General features: G+C 64.4%; 23 protein-coding genes. 8 read left to right on the plus strand and 15 right to left on the minus strand.

Annotated elements, in window-relative coordinates; all coding sequences use genetic code 11:
- Positions 1-209: 209 nt before the first annotated feature.
- Positions 210-1,139: a LysR family transcriptional regulator gene (locus tag DRB17_RS09560; protein WP_161958771.1), complete on the minus strand. Its 930-nt coding sequence runs from the start codon at positions 1,137-1,139 to the stop codon at positions 210-212.
- A gap of 588 nt (positions 1,140-1,727) precedes the next feature.
- Between DRB17_RS09560 and DRB17_RS09565 the strand changes: the two genes are divergently transcribed.
- Positions 1,728-2,708, plus strand: a complete 981-nt coding sequence (locus DRB17_RS09565; RefSeq protein WP_114581977.1) for a glutathione S-transferase family protein — start codon at positions 1,728-1,730, stop codon at positions 2,706-2,708.
- Positions 2,709-2,748: 40 nt separating this feature from the next.
- Here DRB17_RS09565 and DRB17_RS09570 read toward each other — a convergent pair whose 3' ends face one another.
- The gene (locus DRB17_RS09570) at positions 2,749-3,678 is read right to left on the minus strand and encodes a LysR family transcriptional regulator (RefSeq protein ID WP_114581978.1); all 930 of its coding nucleotides are present in this window, start codon (positions 3,676-3,678) and stop codon (positions 2,749-2,751) included.
- Between the two features lie 354 nt (positions 3,679-4,032).
- Here DRB17_RS09570 and DRB17_RS09575 point away from each other — a divergent pair, with 354 nt between their 5' ends.
- The 7 genes from DRB17_RS09575 to DRB17_RS09605 all read left to right on the plus strand — a co-directional run bounded on the left by DRB17_RS09575 (position 4,033) and on the right by DRB17_RS09605 (position 9,414).
- Positions 4,033-5,214, plus strand: a complete 1,182-nt coding sequence (locus tag DRB17_RS09575) for an aminotransferase class I/II-fold pyridoxal phosphate-dependent enzyme (protein ID WP_114581979.1) — start codon at positions 4,033-4,035, stop codon at positions 5,212-5,214.
- Entirely contained in the window at positions 5,198-5,737 is a 540-nt protein-coding gene (locus tag DRB17_RS09580; protein ID WP_114581980.1) for a DUF6190 family protein, read from the plus strand. The genes DRB17_RS09575 and DRB17_RS09580 overlap by 17 nt, the downstream gene beginning before the upstream one ends.
- Positions 5,721-6,539: a dihydrodipicolinate synthase family protein gene (locus tag DRB17_RS09585; RefSeq protein WP_114581981.1), complete on the plus strand. Its 819-nt coding sequence runs from the start codon at positions 5,721-5,723 to the stop codon at positions 6,537-6,539. The genes DRB17_RS09580 and DRB17_RS09585 overlap by 17 nt, the downstream gene beginning before the upstream one ends.
- 2 nt (positions 6,540-6,541) lie before the next feature.
- The gene (locus DRB17_RS09590; protein WP_114581982.1) at positions 6,542-7,423 is read left to right on the plus strand and encodes an iron-containing redox enzyme family protein; all 882 of its coding nucleotides are present in this window, start codon (positions 6,542-6,544) and stop codon (positions 7,421-7,423) included.
- A gap of 2 nt (positions 7,424-7,425) precedes the next feature.
- Complete coding sequence (locus DRB17_RS09595; RefSeq protein ID WP_114581983.1) at positions 7,426-7,644, plus strand: Rieske (2Fe-2S) protein; 219 nt, start codon at positions 7,426-7,428, stop codon at positions 7,642-7,644.
- A gap of 96 nt (positions 7,645-7,740) precedes the next feature.
- The gene (gene mazG / locus DRB17_RS09600) at positions 7,741-8,568 is read left to right on the plus strand and encodes a nucleoside triphosphate pyrophosphohydrolase (RefSeq protein ID WP_114581984.1); all 828 of its coding nucleotides are present in this window, start codon (positions 7,741-7,743) and stop codon (positions 8,566-8,568) included.
- 60 nt (positions 8,569-8,628) lie between these two features.
- On the plus strand, positions 8,629-9,414 hold the full coding sequence (locus DRB17_RS09605; protein ID WP_161958772.1) for an SDR family oxidoreductase: 786 nt from the start codon (positions 8,629-8,631) through the stop codon (positions 9,412-9,414).
- Positions 9,415-9,423: 9 nt separating this feature from the next.
- On the opposite strand, the gene DRB17_RS09610 is transcribed toward DRB17_RS09605, so the two are convergent.
- The 13 genes from DRB17_RS09610 to dusB all read right to left on the minus strand — a co-directional run bounded on the left by DRB17_RS09610 (position 9,424) and on the right by dusB (position 24,661).
- The gene (locus tag DRB17_RS09610; RefSeq protein WP_114581985.1) at positions 9,424-10,236 is read right to left on the minus strand and encodes an inositol monophosphatase family protein; all 813 of its coding nucleotides are present in this window, start codon (positions 10,234-10,236) and stop codon (positions 9,424-9,426) included.
- A 118-nt stretch (positions 10,237-10,354) separates the two neighbouring features.
- On the minus strand, positions 10,355-12,025 hold the full coding sequence (groL, locus tag DRB17_RS09615) for a chaperonin GroEL (protein ID WP_114581986.1): 1,671 nt from the start codon (positions 12,023-12,025) through the stop codon (positions 10,355-10,357).
- 15 nt (positions 12,026-12,040) lie between these two features.
- Positions 12,041-12,328: a co-chaperone GroES gene (locus tag DRB17_RS09620; protein ID WP_114581987.1), complete on the minus strand. Its 288-nt coding sequence runs from the start codon at positions 12,326-12,328 to the stop codon at positions 12,041-12,043.
- 196 nt (positions 12,329-12,524) lie between these two features.
- Complete coding sequence (gene hflX, locus DRB17_RS09625; RefSeq protein ID WP_114582071.1) at positions 12,525-13,856, minus strand: GTPase HflX; 1,332 nt, start codon at positions 13,854-13,856, stop codon at positions 12,525-12,527.
- A gap of 31 nt (positions 13,857-13,887) precedes the next feature.
- Complete coding sequence (gene hfq / locus DRB17_RS09630) at positions 13,888-14,139, minus strand: RNA chaperone Hfq (RefSeq protein WP_114581988.1); 252 nt, start codon at positions 14,137-14,139, stop codon at positions 13,888-13,890.
- 182 nt (positions 14,140-14,321) lie between these two features.
- A complete protein-coding gene (locus DRB17_RS09635; protein WP_114581989.1) occupies positions 14,322-14,984 on the minus strand; it encodes an HAD family hydrolase in 663 nt (220 codons plus the stop codon).
- Positions 14,981-15,862: a D-amino-acid transaminase gene (locus DRB17_RS09640; RefSeq protein ID WP_114581990.1), complete on the minus strand. Its 882-nt coding sequence runs from the start codon at positions 15,860-15,862 to the stop codon at positions 14,981-14,983. The genes DRB17_RS09635 and DRB17_RS09640 overlap by 4 nt, the downstream gene beginning before the upstream one ends.
- Positions 15,863-15,915: 53 nt before the next feature.
- On the minus strand, positions 15,916-17,292 hold the full coding sequence (gene trkA, locus DRB17_RS09645) for a Trk system potassium transporter TrkA (RefSeq protein WP_114581991.1): 1,377 nt from the start codon (positions 17,290-17,292) through the stop codon (positions 15,916-15,918).
- Between the two features lie 20 nt (positions 17,293-17,312).
- Entirely contained in the window at positions 17,313-18,710 is a 1,398-nt protein-coding gene (gene ntrX, locus DRB17_RS09650) for a nitrogen assimilation response regulator NtrX (protein ID WP_114581992.1), read from the minus strand.
- Positions 18,700-21,030 carry a sensor histidine kinase NtrY-like gene (locus DRB17_RS09655; protein WP_114581993.1) on the minus strand — a complete coding sequence of 777 codons (2,331 nt, stop codon included), beginning with the start codon at positions 21,028-21,030 and terminating at the stop codon, positions 18,700-18,702. Before DRB17_RS09655 ends, ntrX begins: the two co-directional genes overlap by 11 nt.
- Before the next feature lie 54 nt (positions 21,031-21,084).
- Entirely contained in the window at positions 21,085-22,545 is a 1,461-nt protein-coding gene (ntrC, locus tag DRB17_RS09660) for a nitrogen regulation protein NR(I) (RefSeq protein WP_114581994.1), read from the minus strand.
- The gene (locus tag DRB17_RS09665) at positions 22,542-23,663 is read right to left on the minus strand and encodes a two-component system sensor histidine kinase NtrB (protein WP_114581995.1); all 1,122 of its coding nucleotides are present in this window, start codon (positions 23,661-23,663) and stop codon (positions 22,542-22,544) included. Before DRB17_RS09665 ends, ntrC begins: the two co-directional genes overlap by 4 nt.
- Positions 23,660-24,661 (minus strand): tRNA dihydrouridine synthase DusB, encoded by a 1,002-nt coding sequence (gene dusB, locus DRB17_RS09670; RefSeq protein ID WP_114581996.1) that lies wholly within the window; start codon positions 24,659-24,661, stop codon positions 23,660-23,662. The genes DRB17_RS09665 and dusB overlap by 4 nt, the downstream gene beginning before the upstream one ends.
- Positions 24,662-24,689: the final 28 nt, after the last annotated feature.

Here is a 24,689-nt window from a genome sequence, read left to right on the forward strand (position 1 = left end):
ACACCCGACCGCCAATCAGATATATAAATGAGATTAATATTAGCGTTTCAATTTCGCCTAAGGTATTGAAATAAAATTATATTTTATACTCAACCCTATGATCCAACGAATGTGAGAGATCGGCATTTTGCGCGGTTTGGGCGAACAATTTTTATGTTATGCAATTTTAATGCAATGAAACTGGCGCACTGCCCTGCTTCGCACGCCAACTATGCATCAACTTGTCCCTGTGAAGCCCGGCTCGAAGCCGCCAGATAGTTGACGAAACGTTGGCAAGGTGCCTCGGCCTTGCGCGCGGCAATAGCATAGATCGGAATCGCCGGTCCGGCGCTATCGGGAAGCAGCGACCACAACGAGCCATCGGCCGTTTCCGCCGCGGCCAGACCCTCCGGCAAGAAGCAGATGCCAATGCCCAGCTTGGTAAGGCGCTTCGCCTCTTCCAGGCGCTCCGACCGTCCTGCGACATAGCGGCCAAGGCCGTATTTCGCCCTGAATTTCTGAAGCTCTTCAGGCTCGTCTGCTTCCGTCAACACGAAGGCATAGTCCGCCAGTTCCTCGACGGAGCGTGGCCGCCGGCCGTAGAGCGGATGCCCCCGGCCGCAGAATGGGCGGTTAACCTCGTCGAAAAGCGGGCGGTACTGAAGGTCGGTGTGAAAGCTTCGGCTCGGCGCGATCCCGACATCCGCCACTTCGCGCAGAATGGCGTCCTGAATCGTGCGCCACGGGGCGACGTCGATGTCGATCTCGGCGCGGGAGTGCTGCTGGTGGAACGTCGCAACGGCTGCGTCCAGACCTGGATACACCAAATTGCTTATGACCAGCAGGCGAAGGTGGACCGAGGTCATCGAAACGGTGTCGGCCAGGCGCGATGGCATGTCTTCCACGGTTTGCGATATCTCGCGGCACAGGGCCGCCAGAACCTCTCCCTCGTTCGTCATGACGAGACGGCGGCCGCCACGCTCGAACAGCTTCGTCCCGAGTGCCGCTTCAAGCCGCTGCAGGGCAAGGCTGACGGCTGGCTGCTTGCGGCCCAGCTCAACCGCCGCCTGGCTGATCGTACCGGTCTCGGCAACCTCGCGCAGAATCTTCAGAAGGTTCCAATCCAGGTTCCGGGCGAAGTCGCGGTCCTTGCCGATCATTGGCCTCTCCCTGCTTAACCGGTGAACAAGCATCTCTCTATACGGTTACGGATATCGAGTCGTGCCCTGAAGGGCATTCAGCCTCCGGGCCAAGTCCACGAAGGGTCGGGCCGGCGCCGCCGTCAGGAGCGTACGCGGATTGCCCCGCCGCACAAGCTATCACTCGTCCATATCGGTCTCACGAAATTGGCGATTTCATTGTCTTCGGCACAAAAGTTAACCTGCTCTGTAAAGGCTCCAAGAGGGAAACAGTGCGGCGGTCGAACTTGACATCTTCCCCAAAACCGGCCTGCCGCGATGCGTCGATCGTGCGCCCGGCCCCCGCAGGCTGGCATACATGCACCGAGGTAAGGACCACCGTGCGGTGCGGGGTTGCAGTACCTAATAGAATATAGTTCGTCGTATGCTCTCGATACGGGAGTCGGAGCTGCACGCTACCTTCGCCCCGAAAGCCGCTGCCGTGCAGGAGCGACAGCAACAAGCGCTTCGGCCCGTCACCCCGTCAGCGATCGGTGGCGGATCGAGCACAGACAAGAAGCCGGGCGGCAAGCGCCGACGCCGCTAGCGGATAGCCATGGGAGCGGAGTCATGGCCCGAATCAAGGCCCTGATCGACGGGGTGTGGCATGGTGACCTGGAGGAAACGCCGGAGGTCCGGGAGGCGTTGAAGACGCGCGCGCATGTCTTCCGCAACTGGATAACGCCCGACGGATCGCCCGGCCCATCCGGCGACGGCGGCTTTCCGGCCGAGGCGGGACGCTACCATATCTACGTGTCCTACGCCTGCCCGTGGGCGCACAGAACGATCCTCTATCGCCGGCTGAAAGGCCTTGAGAACGTGGTCTCCATCTCGGTGTTGCACCCCCAGATGGGAGACGCCCGCGGCTGGCGCTTTGGCGACAGCGACATGAGCACGCCCGATCGGGCGAACGGCCGCGACTTGCTGTATGAGGTCTATCAGCTTGGCCATCCGGGTGTGACGTCGCGGGTGACCGTCCCGACGCTCTGGGACACCAAGCGGGGCATCGTCGTGAACAAGGAATCCGGCGACATCATCCGCATGCTGAACAGCGCCTTCGACGCCTGCGGCAATAGCGAAGTGGATTTTTATCCGGCGGATTTGCGCGAAGAGATCGACGCCATGAACGCGGTGCTTCTGCCAAAGGTCTGCGCCGGCGTCTACCGGGCCGGTTTCGCTCGTTCGCAGGCGGCTTACGACACCAGCGTGCGCGAGCTGTTCGAGACGCTGGACTGGCTGGAGGAGCGCCTGGCGCACCAGCCGTTCCTTCTGGGCGAGCGCATCACCGAAAGCGACTGGCACCTCTTCTGCACGCTGGCGCGCTTCGACGCGGCTTATCACAGCGCACTGAAGTGCAATCTTCGCCGCCTTGTCGACTACCCGGCACTCTCCGCCTATACCCGCCGCATCTACGAGCTGCCGGGCGTCTCGGAAACCGTGAAGTTCGACCACATCATGCGCCATTACCACGACTACATCGGCGACGTCGATCCGACGATCGTGCCGATCGGCCCGGCGGTGGATTTCCGCGGGCTGCCCGCTCGGGCCTGAAGCCGTTTACCAAGTCAGCGATGCGGCCGCCGGCCAGCGCCTATCCGTCCGTTTCGTCGTAACTGTCCCGCGTGCCTTTCTGCTGCTTGCCCGCACCCTCCAGCAAGGGGCGCTCCGCCGCGAGCCCCGCGGCCATGAAATCCAAGAGCGCCCGGACGCGCGCGACATGCCGGAGATCCTTGTGGGTCAGCAGCCAAAGCGCGTTCTCCAGCGCCGGCAACGGCGGTCTGACGCGCCTGAGCGTCGGCTCCACATCGCCCAGGAAGCACGGCAGCGTCACGATACCTAGACCGGCCTTGGCAGCGGCCAGCGCCGCCATCAGCGAGTTGAAGCGATATCGTATGCAAGCCGCGGGAAACGACTGACGCAGCCAGCGCGAGGATGCCAGATGGGAAAGGCTCTCGTCCGGACCGATCCACTCGTGCTCGGACAATTCCAACGACTCCTCACGCCCGGCAAGATAGTCGCTGGATGCGTAAATGGCTGTCGCGATCTTCGCCAATCTGCGTCCGACAAGGGGATTGGGCGGATCCGTGGCCGGGCGGATCGCCACATCGGCCTCATGCCGGGTGAGATCGAAGAATCTGTTGGCCACCGTCACGCGAAGCTCGACTTCCGGGTTTGCCTTCCGGAAATCCGCGAAATAGGGCGCAAGCAGCGCGACGAGCGTGTCGGTCGTAGTGACGTGGACCGTGCCGCTCGGCCTTAAATCGCGCCCCGCCAAGCGCCGGCTCAGAACAGCGATGTCTTCCTCGATCTTCTCGGCCAGCCGGCAGATCTCCTCGCCCGCCGATGTCGCCAGATAGCCCTCCGGCAACCGCTCGTAGAGCCTGACGCCAAGCCCTTCTTCAAGTGCGTTCAGGCGGCGGAAGACGGTGGAAGGATGAACGCCGATACAACGTGCCGCCTCGGTCGCTCCTCGTGCTCGGGCAATGGCCAAGACGTAGCGCAAATCGTTCCAGTCCTGCATGCCGCGACCTTCTTTGCATGTACGCGAATCACGGCAGCAATTTTGCTACTTGAAGTTGATGCTTTGCAATAGCCATACATCAGATAGGTGTTAGCGAAGGAGATGAGCCTGAGATGGGCCGCTTGGCTGCCGAGAAGATGCAACAGGACGCACGGCAGCGCACACCGGCAGCGGCAAGGGTGATCTCGATCGATAGGGAGAATAGCCGCGATCTCATGTAAAGGCGAATAAAATTGCCAGTCAAAATCATGGATCGGCGGTGACTGCACGTCGTCGATTTTGGGGCGGTTTCTCCGCCAATTCGACGAAAAGAACGACAGAACAGTCAGTCGAGCACAACGGAGGATGCTTTAGATGTCCAGCGTGATCGCCGAGGAGCCGCAGACCGAGCTACGCGACATTACGCAGCACGAAATCATCGCGCTGCGTACCAGGTACAACCTTGCCGACGCCCACACCCATCAGCGCCAGTCCAAGACACAGCAGGAAATCGTCAGCCAGCTGCCGCGCCTCTGGTACGAATCCGAGGAATTGACGCAGCACGAGCTTGAGCAGCGCTTCATCCACCGCTTTTTCGAACTGCAGGGCCAGCCCACTGCCCTGAAGCTGGATCGCGCCCTGCTCGCCTATGCCGCGTCGATCGTGATGTTCATCGCCACGACGTTCTGTATGCAGCGGCGTCTCTCGATCAGCTTGATCGAGCCATGTTTCGACAACCTGCACGATCTTATCAAGAACCTGCAGGTCCCGCGCATCCCGCTGCACGAGGAGTTGTTCTACGACGTCGACAAGATCCGGGAGAACCTGGAGAACGCGACGACGGGCGACGTACTCTGCCTCGTCGACCCGAACAACCCGACCGGCTTCACGCTGCTGCAGCACGGCCGGCGCGGCTTCCAGCAGGTCGTCGACTTCTGCCGCGATCACAACAAGATCCTGATGCTCGACCTGTCGTTCGTGTCCTTCGTCCTCTCCGAAGGCCCGCTCGACCGTTTCGACCTTTACGAGATGCTGGAAGAGTCGGGTATCACCTACATCGTCATGGAGGATACCGGGAAAGTCTGGCCCGTGCAGGACGCCAAGTGCGCGATCCTGATGACAAGCGAGGACATCTACCAGGAAGTCTATGACATCCATACCAGCGTGCTGCTGAACGTCTCGCCGTTCATCCTCAACATGCTGTCCGAGTACCTCTCCGACTCCCGCTCGGACGCGCTGGCCTCGGTGAAGAACACACTGAACACGAACCGTCAGGTCGCTGTCGAGGCGCTGGAGGGCTCGGCGCTGGAATACCAGAAGCCGGCGGCGCCGGTGAGCGTAGCGTGGTTCAAGATCACCGACCCGAACATCACCGCCTCGAAGCTGCAGGAAGCAGCCTACGAGAAGCAGGTGTACGTCCTCCCCGGCACCTATTTCTACTGGAGCCGCCCAGAAGCCGGCGAGCGCTATGTCCGCCTTGCCCTGGCACGTCAGCCCGAGGTGTTCGCGCCCGCGGTCCAGCGTCTGCGCGAGGTGGTCGATGAACTCTCCGGCTAAGGGAGCACCGGCGCCGGCGGTCTACATCGATGCCGGGGTCTTCCTCGGCATGAACAGCAGCGATGAACAGGTTCGGATCGCCTCCAAGAACCTGTTCATCCGCCGCTGGAGCGATGGACTGCACATGACGCTGGATCAGGTCGGCATCTGCGATGCCATCGTCTGGCTACGCACGCGAGAGGTTCAGGACGACTACTACCCCTTCATGGACCAGCTTCACACGCTGATGCGGATCGACCGCGTTCCGTTCAGCGCAGCGGACATCGCGGCGGCCGCGGGCGATCGCACCCTCGACGGCCTGAGCCCGCACGCACGCCTGATGCTGGCGAAGGTGCGCGGCGACGACGCTACCCTTCTTAGTTGGGACCCCGCCCTTCAGCAGCGCTTCGACCTGGAAGTCGCCGGCCCCGACGACGGGGACCCGGAACAGCAGTTCCCGGGCGAGCTGGAAGCGCTCTACCAGCGCTCTCTCGTGCTCCGCCTGTCACTTGACGAGGTTTACGAATATGGAACGGAAACTTGACGGCATATGGGTGCCGGCCGCCACACCGTTGCGGGCGGATGGCCGCATCTGCGAGGAAAGCCTGCGGCGGCTGATCGAAAGCACGCGCAGCCATGCCGCCGGCCTGCTACCCGCCCTCAGCTCCGGCGAGGGGTGGAAACTTGACCGGCAAACCTGGGTCGATCTGGTGGCCGCGGTCGTCAAGCACGCCGACGGCCTTCCCGTTTTTCCGGGGATCGTGGACGTCAGCCGCGAAGAGCTGTTCTGGCGGGCGGGCGCGGCTTCCGCGCTCGGCGTCAGCGGTCTGACCATTCCGGTTCCCGAACTGGGCTCCGACCCCGAGAAGGCGCGCGACGATTTCGCCGAACTGCTGCGGCTGATCGACATGCCGATCACGCTCTATTTCGAGCAGTCGCCGCCAGCGTCCAACTCCGCCATGCAGGCGCTCATCGACCTGTGCAACCTCGATCAGGTCGTGCTCATCAAGGAGTCCTGCCGCGAGCCGCGGGTCGCAAACCGCCTCGTCGACGCGAAGGTCTCGGCCACGGTCCTGCAAGGCTGGGAAGACCTTTGCCTGCAATCGCCCGGTGTCGCCGGCTATGCGCTCGCACTCGCCAATCTGGAGCCTGAGCTGTGCCGCTCCATGCTTGTGGAGCCTTCCGAGGAGAAGCAGGAGCGTATGACCACGGTCTCGCAGGAGCACCGGCTGTTCGACGACGACTGGTTTCGGCCGATGAAGGCCGTGCTGAAGGAGCGCGGCATCTTCCTGGACGCCCGCCCGGTTCCCGAGCGTGTCGAGCCCGCGAAAGCGATGGAGGGATAACAATGGCCGCAGTCCAAGCCACCGCGACATCGGATCATCCGGGCACGCTGGCCTCGGACCGCCCGCAGCGGGATTTGTTCAAGTATAACATCCGCTTTGATCACACGCCGGCCGAAGTACAGCATCTGCGCGAGATCGAGACGCCCTGGGTCGATGGCCTGCTGGCTCGCGTCGCCGAGGATGGCGGCGAGAAGGTCGATACCTTCGAGAAGTTCCGCGAGCGGATGAACGGGATCATCGAGGAGGAAGCGCAGAACCCACCGCCAAGCTGCCTCTTCCTGGCGAACGAGGCGGACGACAAGGCCTTCCGGTTCATCGTCGAGCAGTTCGCGGTCGATGCACTGACGGAGGCCAAATCTTTCCTGCCGATCCTGGGCCACCTTCCCGTCACCGCGCAGATGCCGGTGCTTCGGGTTCTGATCGACGAGTTCGGCTGCGGCAATCTCTCGCAGATGCACACATACCTCTACATGAAGCTCCTGGACGAGCTGGGTATGTCGACCGAGTTGGATGACTACTTCGACATCACGGTCGAGGAAGTCTTCGCGTTCTCCAACATTTTCCACTGGACGACGAAGCGTGCGCCCTGCCCCGAGTATTTCCTGGGCGGATTGGCGTGGTTCGAGGCCGTGGTGCCGACCTTCTTCTCGCACTACGTGAAGGCGTGCGAACGCTTGGGTATCGCGAACCACCATTATTTCAGCGAGCATGTGCACATCGATCCCTACCATGCGCACAGCGTCCTGAAGGCCATCCAGGAAACGGCCCGTCACCGGGATCTCGATTACGAGCGGGTCTGGCACGGCACCAGCCTTCTGGCCACCGTCACCGCCGACGCCTTCGACAAGGTCGTCGACGTCTGGACCAAGGGCGAGAAGGTTTAAGCATGAGTGAGTACTTCACCGTCGAGCTGGACGATAACGAGAAGTACGAGGTGCCGGTGCAGTGCCCGCACCGCCGCGGCTGGCTCAGCAAGGGCCAGATCAACCGGCGCCGGGGCGTGATTATCTGCCCGCTGCACTACTCCAAGTTCTGTATCCGCACCGGCCGCGCGCTTGGCGGGCCGGCATGCGACGACCTGGACGTTCGCCGCGTAAAGGACTGACGGCCGTCCCACCGGGCGGGCTTTCGCGGGAGAGCCCGCCCGGCATGCGTCCACTGCTTGGACGGCTACCGGCCTATGTGTATTCTCCCGCCCGTTATGACGTCCGTACCAGAGAATCGATCCGGCATCGAAAGACTGCTCCACGTGATGGCGCGGCTGCGCGATCCCGAAAGCGGCTGCCCCTGGGACATCGAGCAGACCTTCGAGACGATTGCGCCTTACACCATCGAGGAAGCCTACGAGGTCGCGGAGGCCATCCGTCAGGGCGATATGGGGGAGCTGCGCGACGAGCTGGGCGACCTGCTGCTGCAGGTCGTCTACCACGCCCGCATGGCCGAGGAGGACGGCAACTTCGATTTCGATGCTGTAGCCGGACACGTCGCCGAGAAAATGATCCGCCGGCACCCACACGTCTTCGGCGACGACACCATCGAGACGGCCGAAGCCCAGACCGTCAACTGGGAAGAGCAGAAGGCCGCCGAGCGGCAGCGCAAGGCCGACGCCGCCGGACACGCGCCCAGCGCGCTGGATGGCATCGCCCTTGGCTTGCCCGCCCTTATGCGGGCCTGGAAGCTGCAGAAACGTGCGGCGCGTGTTGGCTTCGATTGGCCCAAGGCGCGGGAGGTCCTGGACAAGCTGGATGAGGAGATCGCCGAGCTTCGTCACGAGCTGGATACCGGCGGCACGAAGGCACGTGTCCAGGACGAGGTGGGCGACCTGCTATTCACCGTCGCCAACCTTGCTCGCAAGCTGGGTATCGATCCCGAGGAAGCGTTGCGCGACTGCAATGCCAAGTTCGAGCGCCGCTTCCGCGATGTCGAACGGCAGCTTGACGGCGACGGCCGGGCAGCTGGCGATTGCACGCTGGAAGAGCTGGAAAACCTCTGGCAGAAAGCGAAACATCGCGAACCGTCAGCGTCGTGACCGCCGGTCACGAGCGATTAGGGTGCGCAGACCATATCCATTTCAAGGGGAAGGCACTTCATGTCGATCGAAGCCGACAAGGTGGATCCGAAAACGCTGACCGTCTTCATCACCGGCGCCACGGCCGGTTTCGGCGCCATGACGGCGCGCCGTTTCCACGAGGCCGGCAGCAAGGTCATCCTCACCGGCCGCCGGCAGGAGCGGCTGGATGAGATGGCGAACGAGTTGGGCGGCGAGCGCGTTCACACGATCCAGCTCGATGTCCGCGACCGCCATGCGGTCGAGCGTGCGGTCGCGGGGCTTCCGGCGGACTTCGCCGATGTCGACGTGCTGGTGAATAATGCCGGTCTCGCCCTGGGCCTGGAGCCGGCGCAGGAGGCCCAGTACGACGACTGGGACAGCATGGTCGACACCAACGTCAAGGGGCTGATGTACTGCACCCGGGCGCTCTTGCCGGGGATGTGCCAGCGTGACCGCGGCCATGTGGTGAACCTGGGTTCCGTCGCCGCCACCTATCCCTATCCGGGCGGCAACGTCTACGGCGCGACCAAGGCCTTCGTGAAGCAGTTCTCTCTGAACCTGCGCGCGGATCTGCTGGGCCACAACGTGCGCGTCACCGACGTGGAGCCGGGGCTGGCCCACACTGAGTTCTCGCTGGTCCGCTTCAAGGGCGACGAAGCGAAAGCGGCCACGCCGTATCAGGGCATTCAGCCACTACGTCCCGAGGACGTGGCGGAGTCGATCTTCTGGTGCACCACCCTGCCCCGGCACGTGAACATCAACAAGCTGGAAGTCATGCCCGTGATGCAGGCGTTCAATCCGTTCAAGTTCCACAAGACGGACTAAGCGTTCGCCTCACTCCGCCTTCAACAAGGTATCGTAGAGGGCCTGCCAGCTTGCCGCGTCGGGGGCGAGCAGCAGGCCCTTTCCGTCGCGCTGTGCCGGGCCGTAGGGACGCCCGTCGAGCAGCTTAGCCTCGCCGCCGGCTTCCGCGACCAGCAAGGCGCCCGGCGCATGGTCCCAGGGAGCCAGCTTGGTGAACAGCGCGAAGTCCAGCTCGGCGCGCGCCAGGGCGACGTATTCGGCCCCCGCGCAACGAAAGCTGCGAAGCGCGATCACCCTGTCGCGGCGGCTATCCACCATCCGCGCGACCGTCTTGCTGCCGAAGAAGCCGGCATGGAGGGTGCCACGCAGTTTTGCCGGTTCGCGCCCGCCGGCGGCAACCGACAAGCGCTCGCCGTTTTGCCAAGCGCCGCCTCCGCGCTCCGCGCAGGCCGTCTTGCCGGCGATGGGCTCGTGTATCCAGGCGGCGAGGGTTTCGCCGTGGAGCACCAGTGCCACCATGCTGGCGAAACGAGACCGACCGGCGGTGAAGTTCGCCGTGCCGTCCACCGGATCGATCACCCAGACCGGATCGTCGCCGGCCAAATAGTCCATGACGGCTTCGTCCTTGGCCGCGCTTTCCTCGCCCAAGACGACGGAGCCGGGCAGCAGTTCCCGCAGTCGGGCGGCAAGGCGCAGTTCCGCCGCTTCGTCGGCGACGGTAACGAGTTCGCCCGGCGCCTTCTCGCGCACCTCGTGACTGGCGAGGCGACCGAATCGCGGCAGGATCTCCTGGTTCGCGGTTTCCTCGACGATGCGGGTGACGGCGTCGATGTCTACGTGCATGGCGGGCGGAGTATCAGGTGTGCCAGATGGAATGAAAAGGGGTGCTGAAATGAAAAGGGCCGCGGGGTAAGCCGCGGCCCTTTCGCAGTCCTTTCGACAGCAGGGTCGGGGGCAGAGCTTACATCATACCGCCCATACCGCCCATGCCACCCATGCCGCCCATGCCACCCATACCGGCACCGGCGCCTGCACCCTCGGAGCCCTTCTCCTCGGGATGCTCGGCGACCATCGCCTCGGTGGTGATGAGCAGGCCGGCCACGGACGCGGCGTCCTGAAGGGCGGTGCGCACGACCTTGGTCGGGTCGATCACGCCAGCCTTCACGAGGTCCGTGTACTTGCCGTTGTAGGCGTCGAAGCCATAGTTGGCATCGTCCTGCTCAAGCAGCTTGCCGGCAATCACCGAGCCGTCGAAGCCGGCGTTCTCGGCGATCTGGCGCACCGGCGCCTGCAGGGCGCGGCGAACGATGTCGACACCGACTGTCTGATCGTCGTTCTTGCCCTTCAGGCCTTCGAGCGCCTTGGTGCCGTAGAGCAGCGCCGTGCCACCGCCCGGCACGATGCCTTCCTCGACCGCGGCGCGAGTCGCGTGCATCGCGTCGTCGACACGATCCTTGCGCTCCTTCACCTCGACCTCGGTTGCACCGCCGACCTTGATGACGGCCACGCCGCCGGCCAGCTTCGCCAGACGCTCCTGCAGCTTCTCGCGGTCGTAGTCCGAGGTGGTTTCCTCGATCTGCGCCTTGATCTGCTTGCCGCGCTCCTCGATCTCGTCGGTCTTACCGGCACCGCCGACAATCGTGGTCTCGTCCTTGGAGATCGTGACCTTCTTGGCCGTGCCCAGCATGTCGAGCGTGACGTTCTCGAGCTTGATGCCGAGATCCTCGCTGACGACCTGGCCGCCCGTGAGGATCGCGATGTCCTCCAACATGGCCTTGCGGCGATCGCCGAAGCCCGGCGCCTTAACGGCCGCGACCTTCAGGCCGCCGCGCAGCTTGTTGACCACCAGCGTGGCCAGCGCCTCGCCCTCGACGTCCTCGGCGATCAGAAGCAGCGGCCGGTTCGACTGCACGACGCTCTCGAGCAGCGGCAGCAGGGACTGGAGGCTGGAAAGCTTCTTCTCGTGCAGGAGAATGTAGGGATTCTCCAGGTCGCAGAGCATCTTCTCGTTGTCGGTGGCGAAGTACGGCGAGAGGTAGCCGCGGTCGAACTGCATGCCCTCGACCACGTCCAGCTCGGTCTCCAGGCTCTTCGCCTCCTCGACCGTGATGACGCCTTCCTTGCCGACCTTGTCCATCGCCTCGGCCAGCATTTCGCCGATCTCGGTGTCGCCGTTGGCGGAGATCGTGCCGATCTGCGTAATCTCGGCGCTAGTCGAGATGTCACGGCTCCGCTTGCGGATGTCCTCGACGACCTTCTCGACGGCCAGATCGATGCCGCGCTTCAGGTCCATCGGGTTCATGCCGGCGGCAACCGACTTCGCGCCCTCGCGGACGATGGCGCGTGCCAGGACGGTGGCTGTGGTGGTGCCGTCGCCAGCGGTGTCGCTGGTCTTGGTGGCCACCTCGCGCACCATCTGCGCACCCATGTTCTCGAACTTGTCTGAAAGCTCGATCTCCTTCGCGACCGAGACGCCGTCCTTGGTGGACCGCGGCGCGCCGAAGGATTTGTCGATAACCACGTTCCGGCCCTTCGGACCGAGGGTCACCTTGACAGCGTCGGCCAGAATATCGACGCCGCGCAGCATCCGCTGGCGGGCATCCTGGCTGAAACGTACGTCTTTCGCAGCCATTGTTCCGCGACCTCCTTACTCGATAACACCCATGACGTCGCTCTCGCGCATGATGAGCACGCGCTGACCGTCGATCTTCACCTCGGTACCGGCCCAGCGGCCGTAGAGGACCTTCTCCCCCTCCTTGATGTCGACGGGAACGACCTTGCCTTCCTCGTTCTTGCTGCCCTGACCGACGGCCAGCACCTTGCCCTGCATCGGCTTTTCCTTCGCCGTGTCGGGGATGATGATGCCGCCGGTGGACTTCTCCTCCTGCTCGATCGGCTCGACGCAGATCCTGTCGTGCAACGGCCTGAAGTTCATTGACCCTCTCCGGTGACGTGGTCGAACGTACGGGTGGCGCCTTGTGGGTCCGGCCCCGAAAATGCCGGGGCCGAAGGGAATTAGCACTCACCGCCCCCGAGTGCTAACGGCCATATAGAGAGCGTGTTTCGCACCGTCAACCGCTCACCCGCCAACCGATTTGCGAAGACTGGAGAAAGGCTGGAAAAAGGCCGTGTCAGCTTTCGACCCGGACCTCTCCGCCGTGGCGGTGCCGGAAGCGATCCACGTCCGCCGGATCGAGATTGACCCGCAGATGAGCGTATTCCTCGTCGTCGTGACGATCCATCACATGGCCGCGGTCATAGAGCCACGCCAACGCCGCACCGGCATGGAGCGGCACATGGACATCGACGCAGCGATAACCGCTGCGAAGCCGCCGTTCGACCACGCGCACGAGTTCGTCGCAGCCAGCGCCGGTCGCGGCCGAAACCAGAACCGCGTTCGCATCCCGCGCCGCCTGCTCACGCAGCACGTCCAGCTCCTGCTCTGGCAGCCGGTCGATCTTGTTCAGTGCCTCGACCATACCCTCGTCGACGGCCTTTTCCAGGCCAAGCTCTCGCAGGACAAGCTCGACGTCCTCGCGCTGCGCCTCGGTGTCGGGGTGGGAGATGTCGCGGACATGGACGATGACATCGGCCTCCAGCACCTCCTCCAGCGTCGCGCGGAAGGCCGCGACAAGCTGCGTGGGCAGGTCCGAGATGAAGCCCACCGTATCCGAGAGGATGGCGTCCTGCCCATCCGGCAGCCGCAAGCGTCGCATCGTCGGATCGAGCGTGGCGAAGAGCATGTCGTGCTCCATCACGTGCGCCCGCGTCATACGGTTGAACAGCGTCGACTTGCCGGCGTTCGTGTAGCCGACCAGGGCGACGACCGGATAGGGCACACGCCGGCGCTGCTTGCGGTGCTGCTCGCGCGTGCGTTTGACCTGCTCCAGATCCTCGCGCAGCCGGGCGATCCGATCGTCGATCATGCGGCGGTCCATCTCGATCTGCCGCTCGCCCGGACCGCCCATGAAGCCATAGCCGCCGCGCTGGCGTTCCAGATGGGTCCAGGAGCGCACGAGCCGGGAGCGCTGGTAGCTCAGCGCCGCCAGCTCGACCTGGAGCTTGCCTTCCTTCGTCCGTGCCCGGGCGCCGAAGATCTCCAGGATCAGGCCGGTCCGGTCGATCACCTTGCATGACCAGGACCGCTCCAGGTTCCGCTGCTGCACCGGGCTGAGGTCGCTGTCGACGATGGCCAGGCCAATATCCTCCGTCTCCACGACGGCCCGGTAGCGTTCGACCGTGCCGCGGCCGAACAGCGCGCCCGGATTCGGCCGCGCGACACGCACCACATCGCTTTGGACTACGTCGAGATCGATCGCCTGGGCAAGACCCACCGCCTCTTCCAGCCGCGCCTCGGCGCTTCGCCGGTTGGTGGAACTATCGCGAAGATCGGGATGAAGGACCAAGGCCCGGTTGTTGGACGAGCGCCGTTCGTCGCCCCGACCGGGGACGGCCGTATCCAGTACGCTACGCTCGGGGGTGCCGGCGTTCACATCAGGCCTCGGCCTCCTCCTTCTGCGGTTCGAACAACTGGATCGGCTGCGACGGCATCACCGTCGAGATCGCATGCTTGTAGACCAGTTGCGAATGCGCATCGCGTCGCAGCAGGACGCAGAAGTTGTCGAACCAGGTGACAATGCCCTGGAGCTTGACGCCGTTAACAAGGAAGATCGTGACGGGAACTTTCTGCTTGCGAATGTGATTCAGAAAGACGTCCTGCACGTTCTGGGACTTCTCCGCAGCCATCGCGGTCCCCTATTCTTTTGTTGCGTTTCCTGTCGTTCACGTGCCCGAAGGAATAAGCCCCGGATTCCGTTCAACGCGGTGGCGGAGTGCACGCGGCCCAGCATGCGGCTCCATTCGAATTCGACCCCCGAGTATGTCGGCCCCGTCGCTATCTCTATCAAGGCTTCCCCTTCAAAAACACGCTAGTCTTGTCGAGACAAGAGTCCGGTGAGTTCATCGCAGGAGCCAATATGGATCGCCGGCTCCGCTCCCGCGAACTCGCCATCGCTCGGCGGCTCGGGGCGAAGCAGCACCGGCAGGCAGCCGGCGTTGACCGCGCAGAGCAGGTCGATATCGGTATCACCGACAAACCAGATCGCCCCCCTGTCCAGACGCTCGCCGGGGCCGCCCGCCAGCGCAAGCTCGACTGCCAGTGGCGAGGGCTTGTCTGCCTCTGCGTCGTTGGCGCCCACAAGCCGACGAAAGTACCGGGTCCAGCCAAGGCGCTCGGCTTCCTGTCGCAAGTAAGGCCCCTGCTTGTTGCTGACCACGGCCAGATCGTAGCCTTCTTTCGACAGCGCCGCGAGCATCGAATCGGCACCGGGACGCGGTGAAAGCTCGTCCAGATGGGTTGCCTCGAAAGCGGTATAGAAAATCCGCGCAGCCTCTTCCGCGCGCTCCCCGAACAGCAGCGGAAACGCCTCCCGCGCCGACCGGCGGACACGTGCCTTCGTTTCCTCGAAGGTCCAAGGGGTCTGGCCCATGGCCTCGAAGGTCGTGCGCATCGCCACGTGAATGGCGTGCCAGGTATCGACCAGTGTGTTGTCCCAGTCGAAGAGCAGCACGCGCGGCCGAACCAGATTCATGCGACCTCGAAGTGCTGCGCGCCGCCCTCGCCGTGGACCACCTGCTCGATATACGCTTGGCGGAGCTTCATGGTCAGGATGCCCGGATGCCCGTTCCCGACCGCGCGGCCATCGATACGCGTGATCGGCGTCACGAAGTTCGTGCTGGACGTCAGAAAAGCCTCGCGCGCGTCATGGGCCTCCTCGAGCGAGAAGGGTCGCACTTCAAGCTCGTAGCCTTCGCGCTCCATGACCTTGAGCAGGGAGAGCCGCGTGATGCCCGACAGGATCGAGTTGTCGGCGCGGCGCGTCACGACCTTGTTGTCCTTCGTCACGATCCAGGCGTTGGTGGCCGAACCCTCGGTGACCTTGCCATTTTCATCGACAAGCCATGCCTCCTGGCAGCCCGCCTCGGCCGCTTTCTGCTTGGCCAGGATGTTGGGCAAGAGCGACACCGACTTGATATCCGGGCGTTTCCAGCGCATGTCCGGCGCGGAGACGACGGAGTAGCCTTCCTCCATCTCCGCGCTGGGCTTGGGAAGCTGCCGCGTCGTCATCGTCAGGGCCGGCGCCGGCGTCTTTTTGGGAAACTTGTGATCGCGCGGCGCCACGCCACGCGTCACCTGCATATAGATGAAGCCGTACGTCACCGCGTTTCGCCGAATCAACTCGCGCGCCAGCATTTCCAGCGCCCGGCGCGACATCGGCAGGCCGATTCGCAGCTCGTTCAGCGAATACTCCAGCCGGTCCAGGTGCGGCCCCTCGTCGATCAGCCTGCGGTCGTGCACCGGGATTACCTCGTACACACCGTCAGCGAACTGATACCCCCTATCCTCGATATGGACGGCGGCGTCGTCATGATGGACGAAGCGCCCATTGACATAGGCGTAGCGCGGCATGGCCCCCTCTCGCAGATTTTTTGCCTTGGCCTTCCGGACAGATGGGAGGCGGTTCAGAAGAATTCCAGCTTCACGGAGAACAGGCGCTCGACCTTCTTCACCGAGGCTGTGGTGGCGAACATAACGACACGATCGCCTGCACGCACCACCGTCTCGCCGCGCGGGATTACGACCCGTCCGCCCCGCACGATGGCACCGATCAGGACGCCGTCCGGCAGCCGCGCGTCGCGCAGGGGAACCCCGACCAGGCTGGAGGTTTCCAGCGCATCCGCCTCGATCAATTCGCCAAAGCCCTCCGAGAGGGAGTGGACGGAGCGAATGCGCCCGCGCCGCACGTACTGCAGAATCGTGGATACGGTAATCGCCCGCGGGCTCACCACGGTATCGATGCCCAGGCTACCGATCAGCGGGCCGTAGGACTGCTTGTTGACCAACGTCACCGCGCGGCGGCAGCCGTAGCGTTTGGCAAGCAGCGAGGCCAGGATGTTGACCTCGTCGTCGTTGGAGACAGCGACCACACCTTCCGCCGCCTTGACGTTCGCTTCTTCCAGGATGTCGGTATCCAGCGCGTCGCCGTGGATCACGACGGTCCGTTCGAGGGTCTGGGCGACAAGCTCCGCGCGGGCCTTGTCCCGCTCGATCAGCTTCAGCGAGACGTGCGGATTATTCATCTCCACCCGGCGCGCCAGGTTCAGGCCAATGTTCCCGCCCCCGACGATGACGATCCGCCGGGCCTCCCGTTCCTCATGCCCGAAGGCTGCCATCGCGCGGGCAAGATGAGCGGCATCGGCGACGAAATACACATCGTCGCCTTCGTAGAGCTGGTCGTCGCCCGTGGGCACGATACCCCGGCCGTCGCGCTGAATGCCGACCACGACGATATGCAAGTCCGGGAACAGACCGGTAAGCTGGCGCAGCGGCGTATCCAGGATCGGCGTGTCAGAGGTGCAGTGGACGCCGATCAGGCTGACCTTGCCGTCGGCAAGCGGGATGACATCGAAAGCGCCGGGGATCTGCAGCCGGCGGGAGATCGCCCGCGCCACCTCGATCTCCGGCGAGATGATGTGGTCGATCGGCATGTGGTCGCGGCTGAACAGGTCCGACCAGGCCGGGTCGAGATAGCTCTGATGGCGCACGCGCGCGATCTTCGTCGGCACCTCGAAGATCGAGTGGCAGATCTGGCAGGCGACCATGTTGACCTCGTCGGCATAGGTCACCGCCACCACCATGTCGGCGTCGGGCGCACCCGCCTCCTCCAGCACGTCCGGATGGGAGGCGAAGCCGACCAGCCCCTTCACGTCGAGGGAATCGGAGATCTTCTGGATCAGTTCCTGCGAGCGGTCGATCACGGTGACATCGGCGTTCTCGCTCGCCAGATAGCGCGCGATGTTGAAGCCGACCTGCCCGGCGCCGCAGACGATGACCTTCATGGATACCGCCTTGAAATACCCTACTGCCTGTCGGCAGACGAGGAGATGCCGAGCGAACGGAGCTTGCGGTGCAACGCCGAACGCTCCATCCCGACGAACGCCGCCGTGCGCGAGATGTTGCCACCGAAGCGGGTGACCTGGGCCTCCAGATACTGCCGCTCGAAAAGCTCGCGCGCCTCGCGCAGCGGCAACGACATGATTTCAGCATGGCCGTTGGCGTTCAAGGCCGTCGGTGCTGCGGAGACGATCTCGCTTGGCAACATGTCGGCGCGGATCGGCTCGTCCGCTTCGCCCGGCGCCATGATAAGCAGCCAGTCGATGACGTTGCGGAGTTGCCGGACGTTACCCGGCCAGCCGTACGATTGCAGGGCGGCCAGCGCGTCCTCGCTGAGCTGGCGCGGCGGAAGGCCCGCACTCTTTGCCGCGTAGGCGACGAAGTGCTCCACCAGCTCGGGGATGTCCTCGCGGCGATCGCTCAGCGCCGGCACTGTCAGCGGCACGACGTTCAGTCGGTAATAGAGATCCTCGCGAAACCGACCTTCGGAGATGAGCCTCTGCAGGTCGCGGTTGCTGGAGGCGATCACCCGTACATCCACCTCGACCCGCTTACTCCCGCCGACGCGGATGAAGCTCTGATCCTGCAGCACGCGGACGATCTTGCCCTGGGTTTCCAGCGGCATGTCGGAGACCTCGTCAAGCACGAGGGTCCCGCCGTGCGCGCGCTCGAAGGTACCGATCTTCGCGCCATCGCCGTTTTCGCCACTGCTATCGGATTCAACGCCGAACAGCTCGCTCTCCAGCCGGTCGGGATGCATGATCGCGCAGTTCAGCACGACGAAGGGGCCCTGGGCGCGGCGCGACTCGCTGTGCAGAAGCCGCGCGGCAACTTCCTTGCCGGCGCCCGCCGGACCGGTGATCAGCACGCGGCTGCCCGTGGGGGCGACCTTCTGGATGTTGTGGCGAAGTTGCTGCACATGCGTGGAACGGCCGATCAGGTCGGCATCGCGGCCCGCGCGCAGCCGCAGCTCCTCGTTCTCCCGCTTCAGGGCGGCGTTCTCGATGGCCCGCTCGACGCAGAGCAGGATCCGATCGGTTTTGAATGGCTTCTCGATGAAGTCGTAAGCACCGTGCTTTATGGCCCAGACGGCATTCTCGATCGTGCCGTGGCCCGAGATCATGACGATCGGAAGATAGGGGTGGTCGCGCCGGATCACCTGCAAGAGGTCGAGGCCGTCCATCGTCGAGTTCTGGAGCCAGATGTCCAGCATCACAAGGCTGGGAATACGCGCGCGGATCGCCTCCAGCGCGCTGTCGCTGTCGCCGGCCGTGCGGCAGGTGTAGCCCTCGTCTTCAAGGAGACCGGTGATCATCAGCCGGATATCAGCCTCGTCGTCGACGATCAGCACGTCATGTGCCATGCGCTTTCACCTTCCCCTCTTTTCGGATCGCGGCCCGCTGCGCCGTCCCCTCGCCCGGCTTCTCCCCGTCGCCGGCGGACCCCGCTTCGTCGGGAATCGGGAAGGTCAGGCGCACGCGTGCGCCGCCTTCCAGACGGTCCTGCAGATCGAGTTCGCCGCCGTGATCCTCCATGATCTTCTTGACGATTGCCAGCCCGAGGCCGGTGCCGCGTTCCCGCGTAGTCACATAGGGCTCGGTCAGGCGATGCCGGTCCTCCTTCGGCAAGCCCCGCCCGTTGTCGCTCAACTCCACCACCCAGGCCCCGGATTCCTCGGCGATGCGGATACGAATCTCGCCCGGCGCGGCATCCGGGTCCGCCCGCCCCTCGATCGCTTCCACCGCGTTCTGCAGCAGGTTCGTCAGCGCCCGCCCAAGCTGGCGGCTGTCGCATGACAGCATCGCTGGGCCTTCGGGATATTCGCGAACGAAGGCGATCTGGGGATTCGCGGTTTCCAGCAGGAAGACAGCATTGTCGGCAAGCTTCGTCAGGTTCTCCCTCGCCATCACGGGTTCCGGCATCCGCGCGAAGGAAGAGAACTCGTCGACCATGCGCCCGATGTCGCTGACGTGGCGCACGATGGTGTCGGTGCAGGTTTTGAAGGTTTCCGGGTCGTCCGTGATCTGCCTCAGGTACTTGCGCTTCAAGCGCTCGGCGGAAAGCTGAATGGGCGTTAGCGGGTTCTTGATCTCGTGTGCGATCCGCCGCGCCACGTCGGCCCAGGCCGCCTTGCGCTGTGCCGTCAGAAGCGCGGTGATATCGTCGAAGGTGACGACGAACCCGCTTATCTGTCCGCCGGATTCCTCGACCGTTACGCGTACCAGCAGCGTCCGGGCTGCGCCGTCGGCATCGGCGAAACGGAGTTCGCCCTCGCTGCCGCGCTTGGGCCGACGCCGCGCGTTTTCGACCAGCTCACCCATTTCCGGCGCGACCTCCGACAGCGGGCGTCCTTGAAGCTCCTGAGCGTCCGCGCCGAGGATCTCGCAGGCCGTGCGGTTTGCCAGGTCGACGCAGGATCCCGCGTCGAGCCCGATGACTCCCGCCGAAACCCCGGACAGCACCGCTTCCGTAAACCGCCGCCGGTCATCCAGTTCGTGATTCGCCTGGATCAGGTCGCGCTGCTGGCTTTCAAGCTGGCCGGTCATGCGGTTGAACGCACGGGTCAGGGAGTCCAGTTCGTCCCTGGTATCGGGGGCGGGCGCCCGCGCCGTCAGGTCGCCCGCCCTCACCCGCTCGGTCGCTGTCATCAGCCGGCCTATCGGCCGCGTCAGATGGTTCGCGAAGGCAAGGCCGACCCACACCGAGGCAAGCAGGAGCAGCATGGCCACCACCATGAAGATCAGCGCGAAGGTGATTTGCAGGTCCGAGCGCTTGCCCTCCAGCGCCTCGTACAGCTTCACCGCGCCCTTCGTACGGTCCATATGCTGCAGCACGGTCGGATCGACGAGGCGACCGACGTAAAGGAAAGAGTCGACCATCGAGTCCAGCTTGACCAGGGCGCGCACGCGGTCGTCCGTCTCCGCCGTCAGCGTGACGACCTCTCCCTCCCGCGCGCGGCGCATCGCCCAGGGCGGAATCTCCGGGTCGAAGTCGAGCAGGAGGCTAAACCCAGCACGCGCGATCACCCGGCCCGACCCGTCGAAGACCACGGCCTCGGTGAGCGAACGCAACGCCGCCTGCATAGCAAGGGTTTGCTGAAAGCGCTCGCGATTGTTGAGCAACAATGCGCCCTCGCGGTTCAGGTCCTTGGCCATGGCAAGGACGTCGGCGTTGATCGTCTGGCGGTGCTCCTTGAGATACGCCTCGGCGACCTCCAGCGATTCCTTGACGGCGGTGCTGACCCGCTCGCTGAACCAGCCTTGCAGGCCGTAGTTGAAAAACAGAACCGAGAATACGGCCAGAACAATGGCCGGCGCCACGGCGACAAGACTGAACAAGCCAACAAGCCTTGCATGCAGGCGCGCGCCTGCCAGCCCTCGACGCCGGGCGATCCAGACCGTCACCATGCGCCGGGCGATCAGCGCCCCCAGGCCCAACAGGAAGATCAGGTCGGCGTTCAGCAGCAGCAGGATCGTCGTCGGGTCGGCGACACCGGGCAAATTGTCGGTCATCCCGGCGAAAGTGGCGATGCCGCTCGTCACGCCGCCGATCAACAGGGCAAGGGCCAGCTTCCGCTCGAAGTTGACGCGGCCCGCCCAGTTCACCAGCCGGTTCCAGAGCCGCCGGGAGGCTGTCTGGCCCAGCCCGGCGTTCGACCCGATTTGCCTGCTATCGCTGGTCATGATCCTTCGCTCTGCGGCACAGCCGCAACAAGGCCTGTTGCTGAGATACCACAGTTACCGGATGCCACGCACGACTTCGATACCAAGCTCGCGAATCTTTTTGCGCAGCGTATTCCGGTTCAGCCCCAGCAGCTTGGCCGCCTGCAATTGATTGCCGCGCGTCGCTTCCAGCGTCAATTCTATGAGGGGCCGTTCAACCTCTCGAACGATACGGTCGTGTAGTCCCGAGGCCGGGAGTCCGCCGTCGTGGGCGTCGAAGTATTCGCGGAGATGACGCTCGACAGCCTCGCTCAGGGATTCGCTTCCTATGGGCTGTGGTGCAGTTTCCTGCGCCATGGCCCCGTGGTCGCCGGTGCCGCCCAATTCGTGCCGGACCACGTCGAGCCCGAGGATTTCCTGACTATACAACGCCGAAAGGCGCCTGATCAGATTTTCCAGTTCCCTGATATTGCCGGGCCAGCGGTGCGAACGGAGAAAGTTCACCGCATCCGCGTCAAGCGACTTCCGCGGCAACCCCTCCGCCTCGCAGCGTGCGAAGAAATGTCGCACCAGCTCGGGAATATCCTCCGCGCGCTCCCGCAAGGGCGGCAGGCGCATCGGGACGACATTCAGCCGATAGAACAGGTCCTCGCGGAACAGCCCCTGGCGCACGAGATGCCGAAGGTCCCGGTGCGTCGCCGCCACGATCCGCACATCGGCCTTCAACGGCGTGCGTCCGCCGACGGTGGTGTATTCGCCCTCCTGCAGCACGCGCAGCAGCCGGGTTTGCGCCTCCAGCGGCATATCGCCGATCTCGTCCAGGAACAGGGTTCCCGTTGCCGCCTGCTCGAAGCGGCCGGCATAACGTTGGTTGGCGCCGGTGAAGGCACCCTTCTCGTGCCCGAAAAGCTCGCTCTCGATCAATTCGCGCGGGATCGCCGCCATGTTGAGGGCGACGAACGGCCCCTTGCGCCGCTTGCCGTAGTCGTGCAGGGCGCGGGCGACGAGTTCCTTGCCGGTTCCCGACTCGCCGGTGATGGTCACCGTCAGGTCGGTCCCCATCAGCCGCGCCAACACGCGGTAGATCTCCTGCATCGCCGGCGAGCGGCCGATCAGCGGCAGCGGCTCGTCCTCCTCGTCTTCGCCAGCCACTGCCTCGGCTGGAGTCCCGGGCTCGGCCAGCGCACGCTCCACGACGCTGACGACCTCGCGCAGGTCGAAGGGTTTCGGCAGGTATTCGAAGGCACCGCGCTCTGTTGCCTTGACGGCTGTCAGCAGGGTGTTCTGCGCGCTCATCACCACGATGCGCAGATTGGGCCGCAGCCGCTTGATACGCGGCACCAGCTCCAGCCCGTTCTCGTCCGGCATCACGACATCGGTGATGACCAGATCGCCCAGGCCGTCCTTGACCCACTGCCAGAGCGTCGCGGCATTGCCTGTGGCGCGAACCTCGTGCCCCTGACGGCCGAGTGCCTGGCTCAGCACCGTGCGGATTGCACGGTCGTCGTCGGCGACCAGGATGGTTGACGGTGTCATGCCCCACCCTCCCCTTCGGCCTTGGGCAGCATGATACGGAATATCGTCCGGCGCGGCTCGCTGTCGAACTCGATGACGCCGCCGTGGTCGCCCACGATCTTGGCGACAAGGGCCAGACCAAGGCCCTTGCCGGCGCTCTTCGTGGTTACGAAGGGATCGAACAGATGCGCTTGCAGCTCTTCGGGAATGCCGGGGCCGTTATCCTGCACACCCACCATGAGCGGAAGATCGACGCGCGAGCCGCTGCCGGGCACGGCCAGACGCACGCCCTGTTGATAGCGAGTGGAAAGGACGATCTCCCCGTCCTCCTCGCCCGCGGCCTCGGCAGCGTTCTTCACCAGATTCAACAGCGCTTGGATCAGCAGGTCGCGATTGCCCAGCACGGCCGGCAACGATGGATCGTAACTCTCGCGAATGCGCACACCACGGGCGACGCCGTTCTGCGCCACCCGGCGGACGTGCTCCAGCACCTCGTGGATATTCAGCGCGCCGCGCTCGATGGGCCGGACATCGGAGAACATTTCCATCCGGTCGACGAGAGAGACGATACGGTCCGCCTCTTCCGTGATCAGACGAGTCAGCGCGCGGTCCTCGTCGCTCGCACTCTGTTCCAGAAGCTGCGCGGCCCCGCGAATGCCGGAAAGCGGGTTCTTCACCTCGTGGGCCAGCATCGCCGCCATTGCTGTGACGGAGCGTGCGGCGTTGCGGTGCGTGAGCTGGTGATCGATCTTGCGGGCGATCGTGCGTTCCTGCATCGCGACCGCCACGCATCCCCGCATCTCCGGGATCGGCGAGATCTCGATAGAGACGTAGCGCGAGCCGAAGCGCGGCGATTCGATGGTGACGCCGTACTGCGCGACGCTGTTGGCGCCGCCGCGCGCCTGCTCCATCAAGTGGAACACCGGGCTGTCGGCGGCGATCACATCGCTTACCGGGCGGCCGATAAGTGTCTGGGCACTGGCAGCGAAGAACTGCTCCGCGGCGTTGTTCAGGCGACGGAAGCGGCCTGCCTCGTCCACGACGAACACCGGCTCCGCCAGCGCATTCAGGATCGCACTGGCCTCGAAGCCGTCGCTTTCCGGCGTCAGGTGACGTGCCGTCGTTCGACTCCCGGTCATTCGGCTGCCTGCGCACAGGCAGGTACGGTGAAAACGTCGCAAAGCATCGCCTTGACCCGCTTGGGATCGCTTTCCGCGTTGATCGCCTGGCGGAAGGCGGCTGCGTTGGGCCGTCCGGCCGCGTACCAGCCCAGGTGCTTCCTGGCGATGCGGATCCCACGCTCCTTGCCGTAGTAGGACAGCAAGGCGTCGTAATGCTCCAGCGCGATGTCCCGCTGGTCGTCCAGCGTCGGCTCGGCCCCCATCTTCCCGTGGCGCAGCAGCGCCATGACTTGGCCAAGCCGCCACGGCCGTCCACAGGCGCCCCGGCCAATCATCACGCCGTCCGCCCTCGACTGGTCCAGGGCGCCTCGCACGTCCTCCGCGCTTTCGATATCGCCGTTGACGATGACGGGCAGGCGCGTCGCCGCCTTCACTTCACCGACGGCGGACCAGTCGGCCTCTCCACCATAAAGCTGGTCGCGCGTCCGCCCGTGGACGGTTAGAAGGCGGATACCGCTCTCGTCGGCGATACGGGCCATACGCGGCGCATTCCGGTTCGCCGCATCCCAGCCGAGACGCATTTTTAGCGTTACGGGCAACGGGTCCACGGCGCGGACCACCGTTTCCAGGATGCGCGCGGCCAGCCCCTCTTCCCGCATCAGGGCGGAGCCGGCGTACTTGTTTACCACCTTCTTGACCGGGCAGCCGAAGTTTATATCAACGATGGCAGCTCCCCGGTCGCGGTGGAGGCGCGCGGCCTCGGCCATCACCTCCGGGTCGCAGCCGGCAAGCTGGACGGCGACCTCGTGCTCGCCGGCATAGTCCTCGGTCAGCTTGCGCGAGCGCATCGCCTGGCGTGCCTGCCGGACGGACGCCTCGCTCGCGATCATCTCGGACACGACCAGCCCCGCGCCCAGACGGCGCACGAGACGCCGGAACGGCTTGTCCGTCACGCCGGACATCGGCGCCAGGATCACCGGATCGTCGAGATGAACGTTACCGATTTGGATGCCCATGATTTGGGCAAACTCCGCCTGTGCCTAA

It is taken from the genome of Ferruginivarius sediminum (assembly GCF_003344765.1).
GTDB classification, from domain to species: Bacteria; Pseudomonadota; Alphaproteobacteria; order Kiloniellales; family Rhodovibrionaceae; genus Ferruginivarius; species Ferruginivarius sediminum.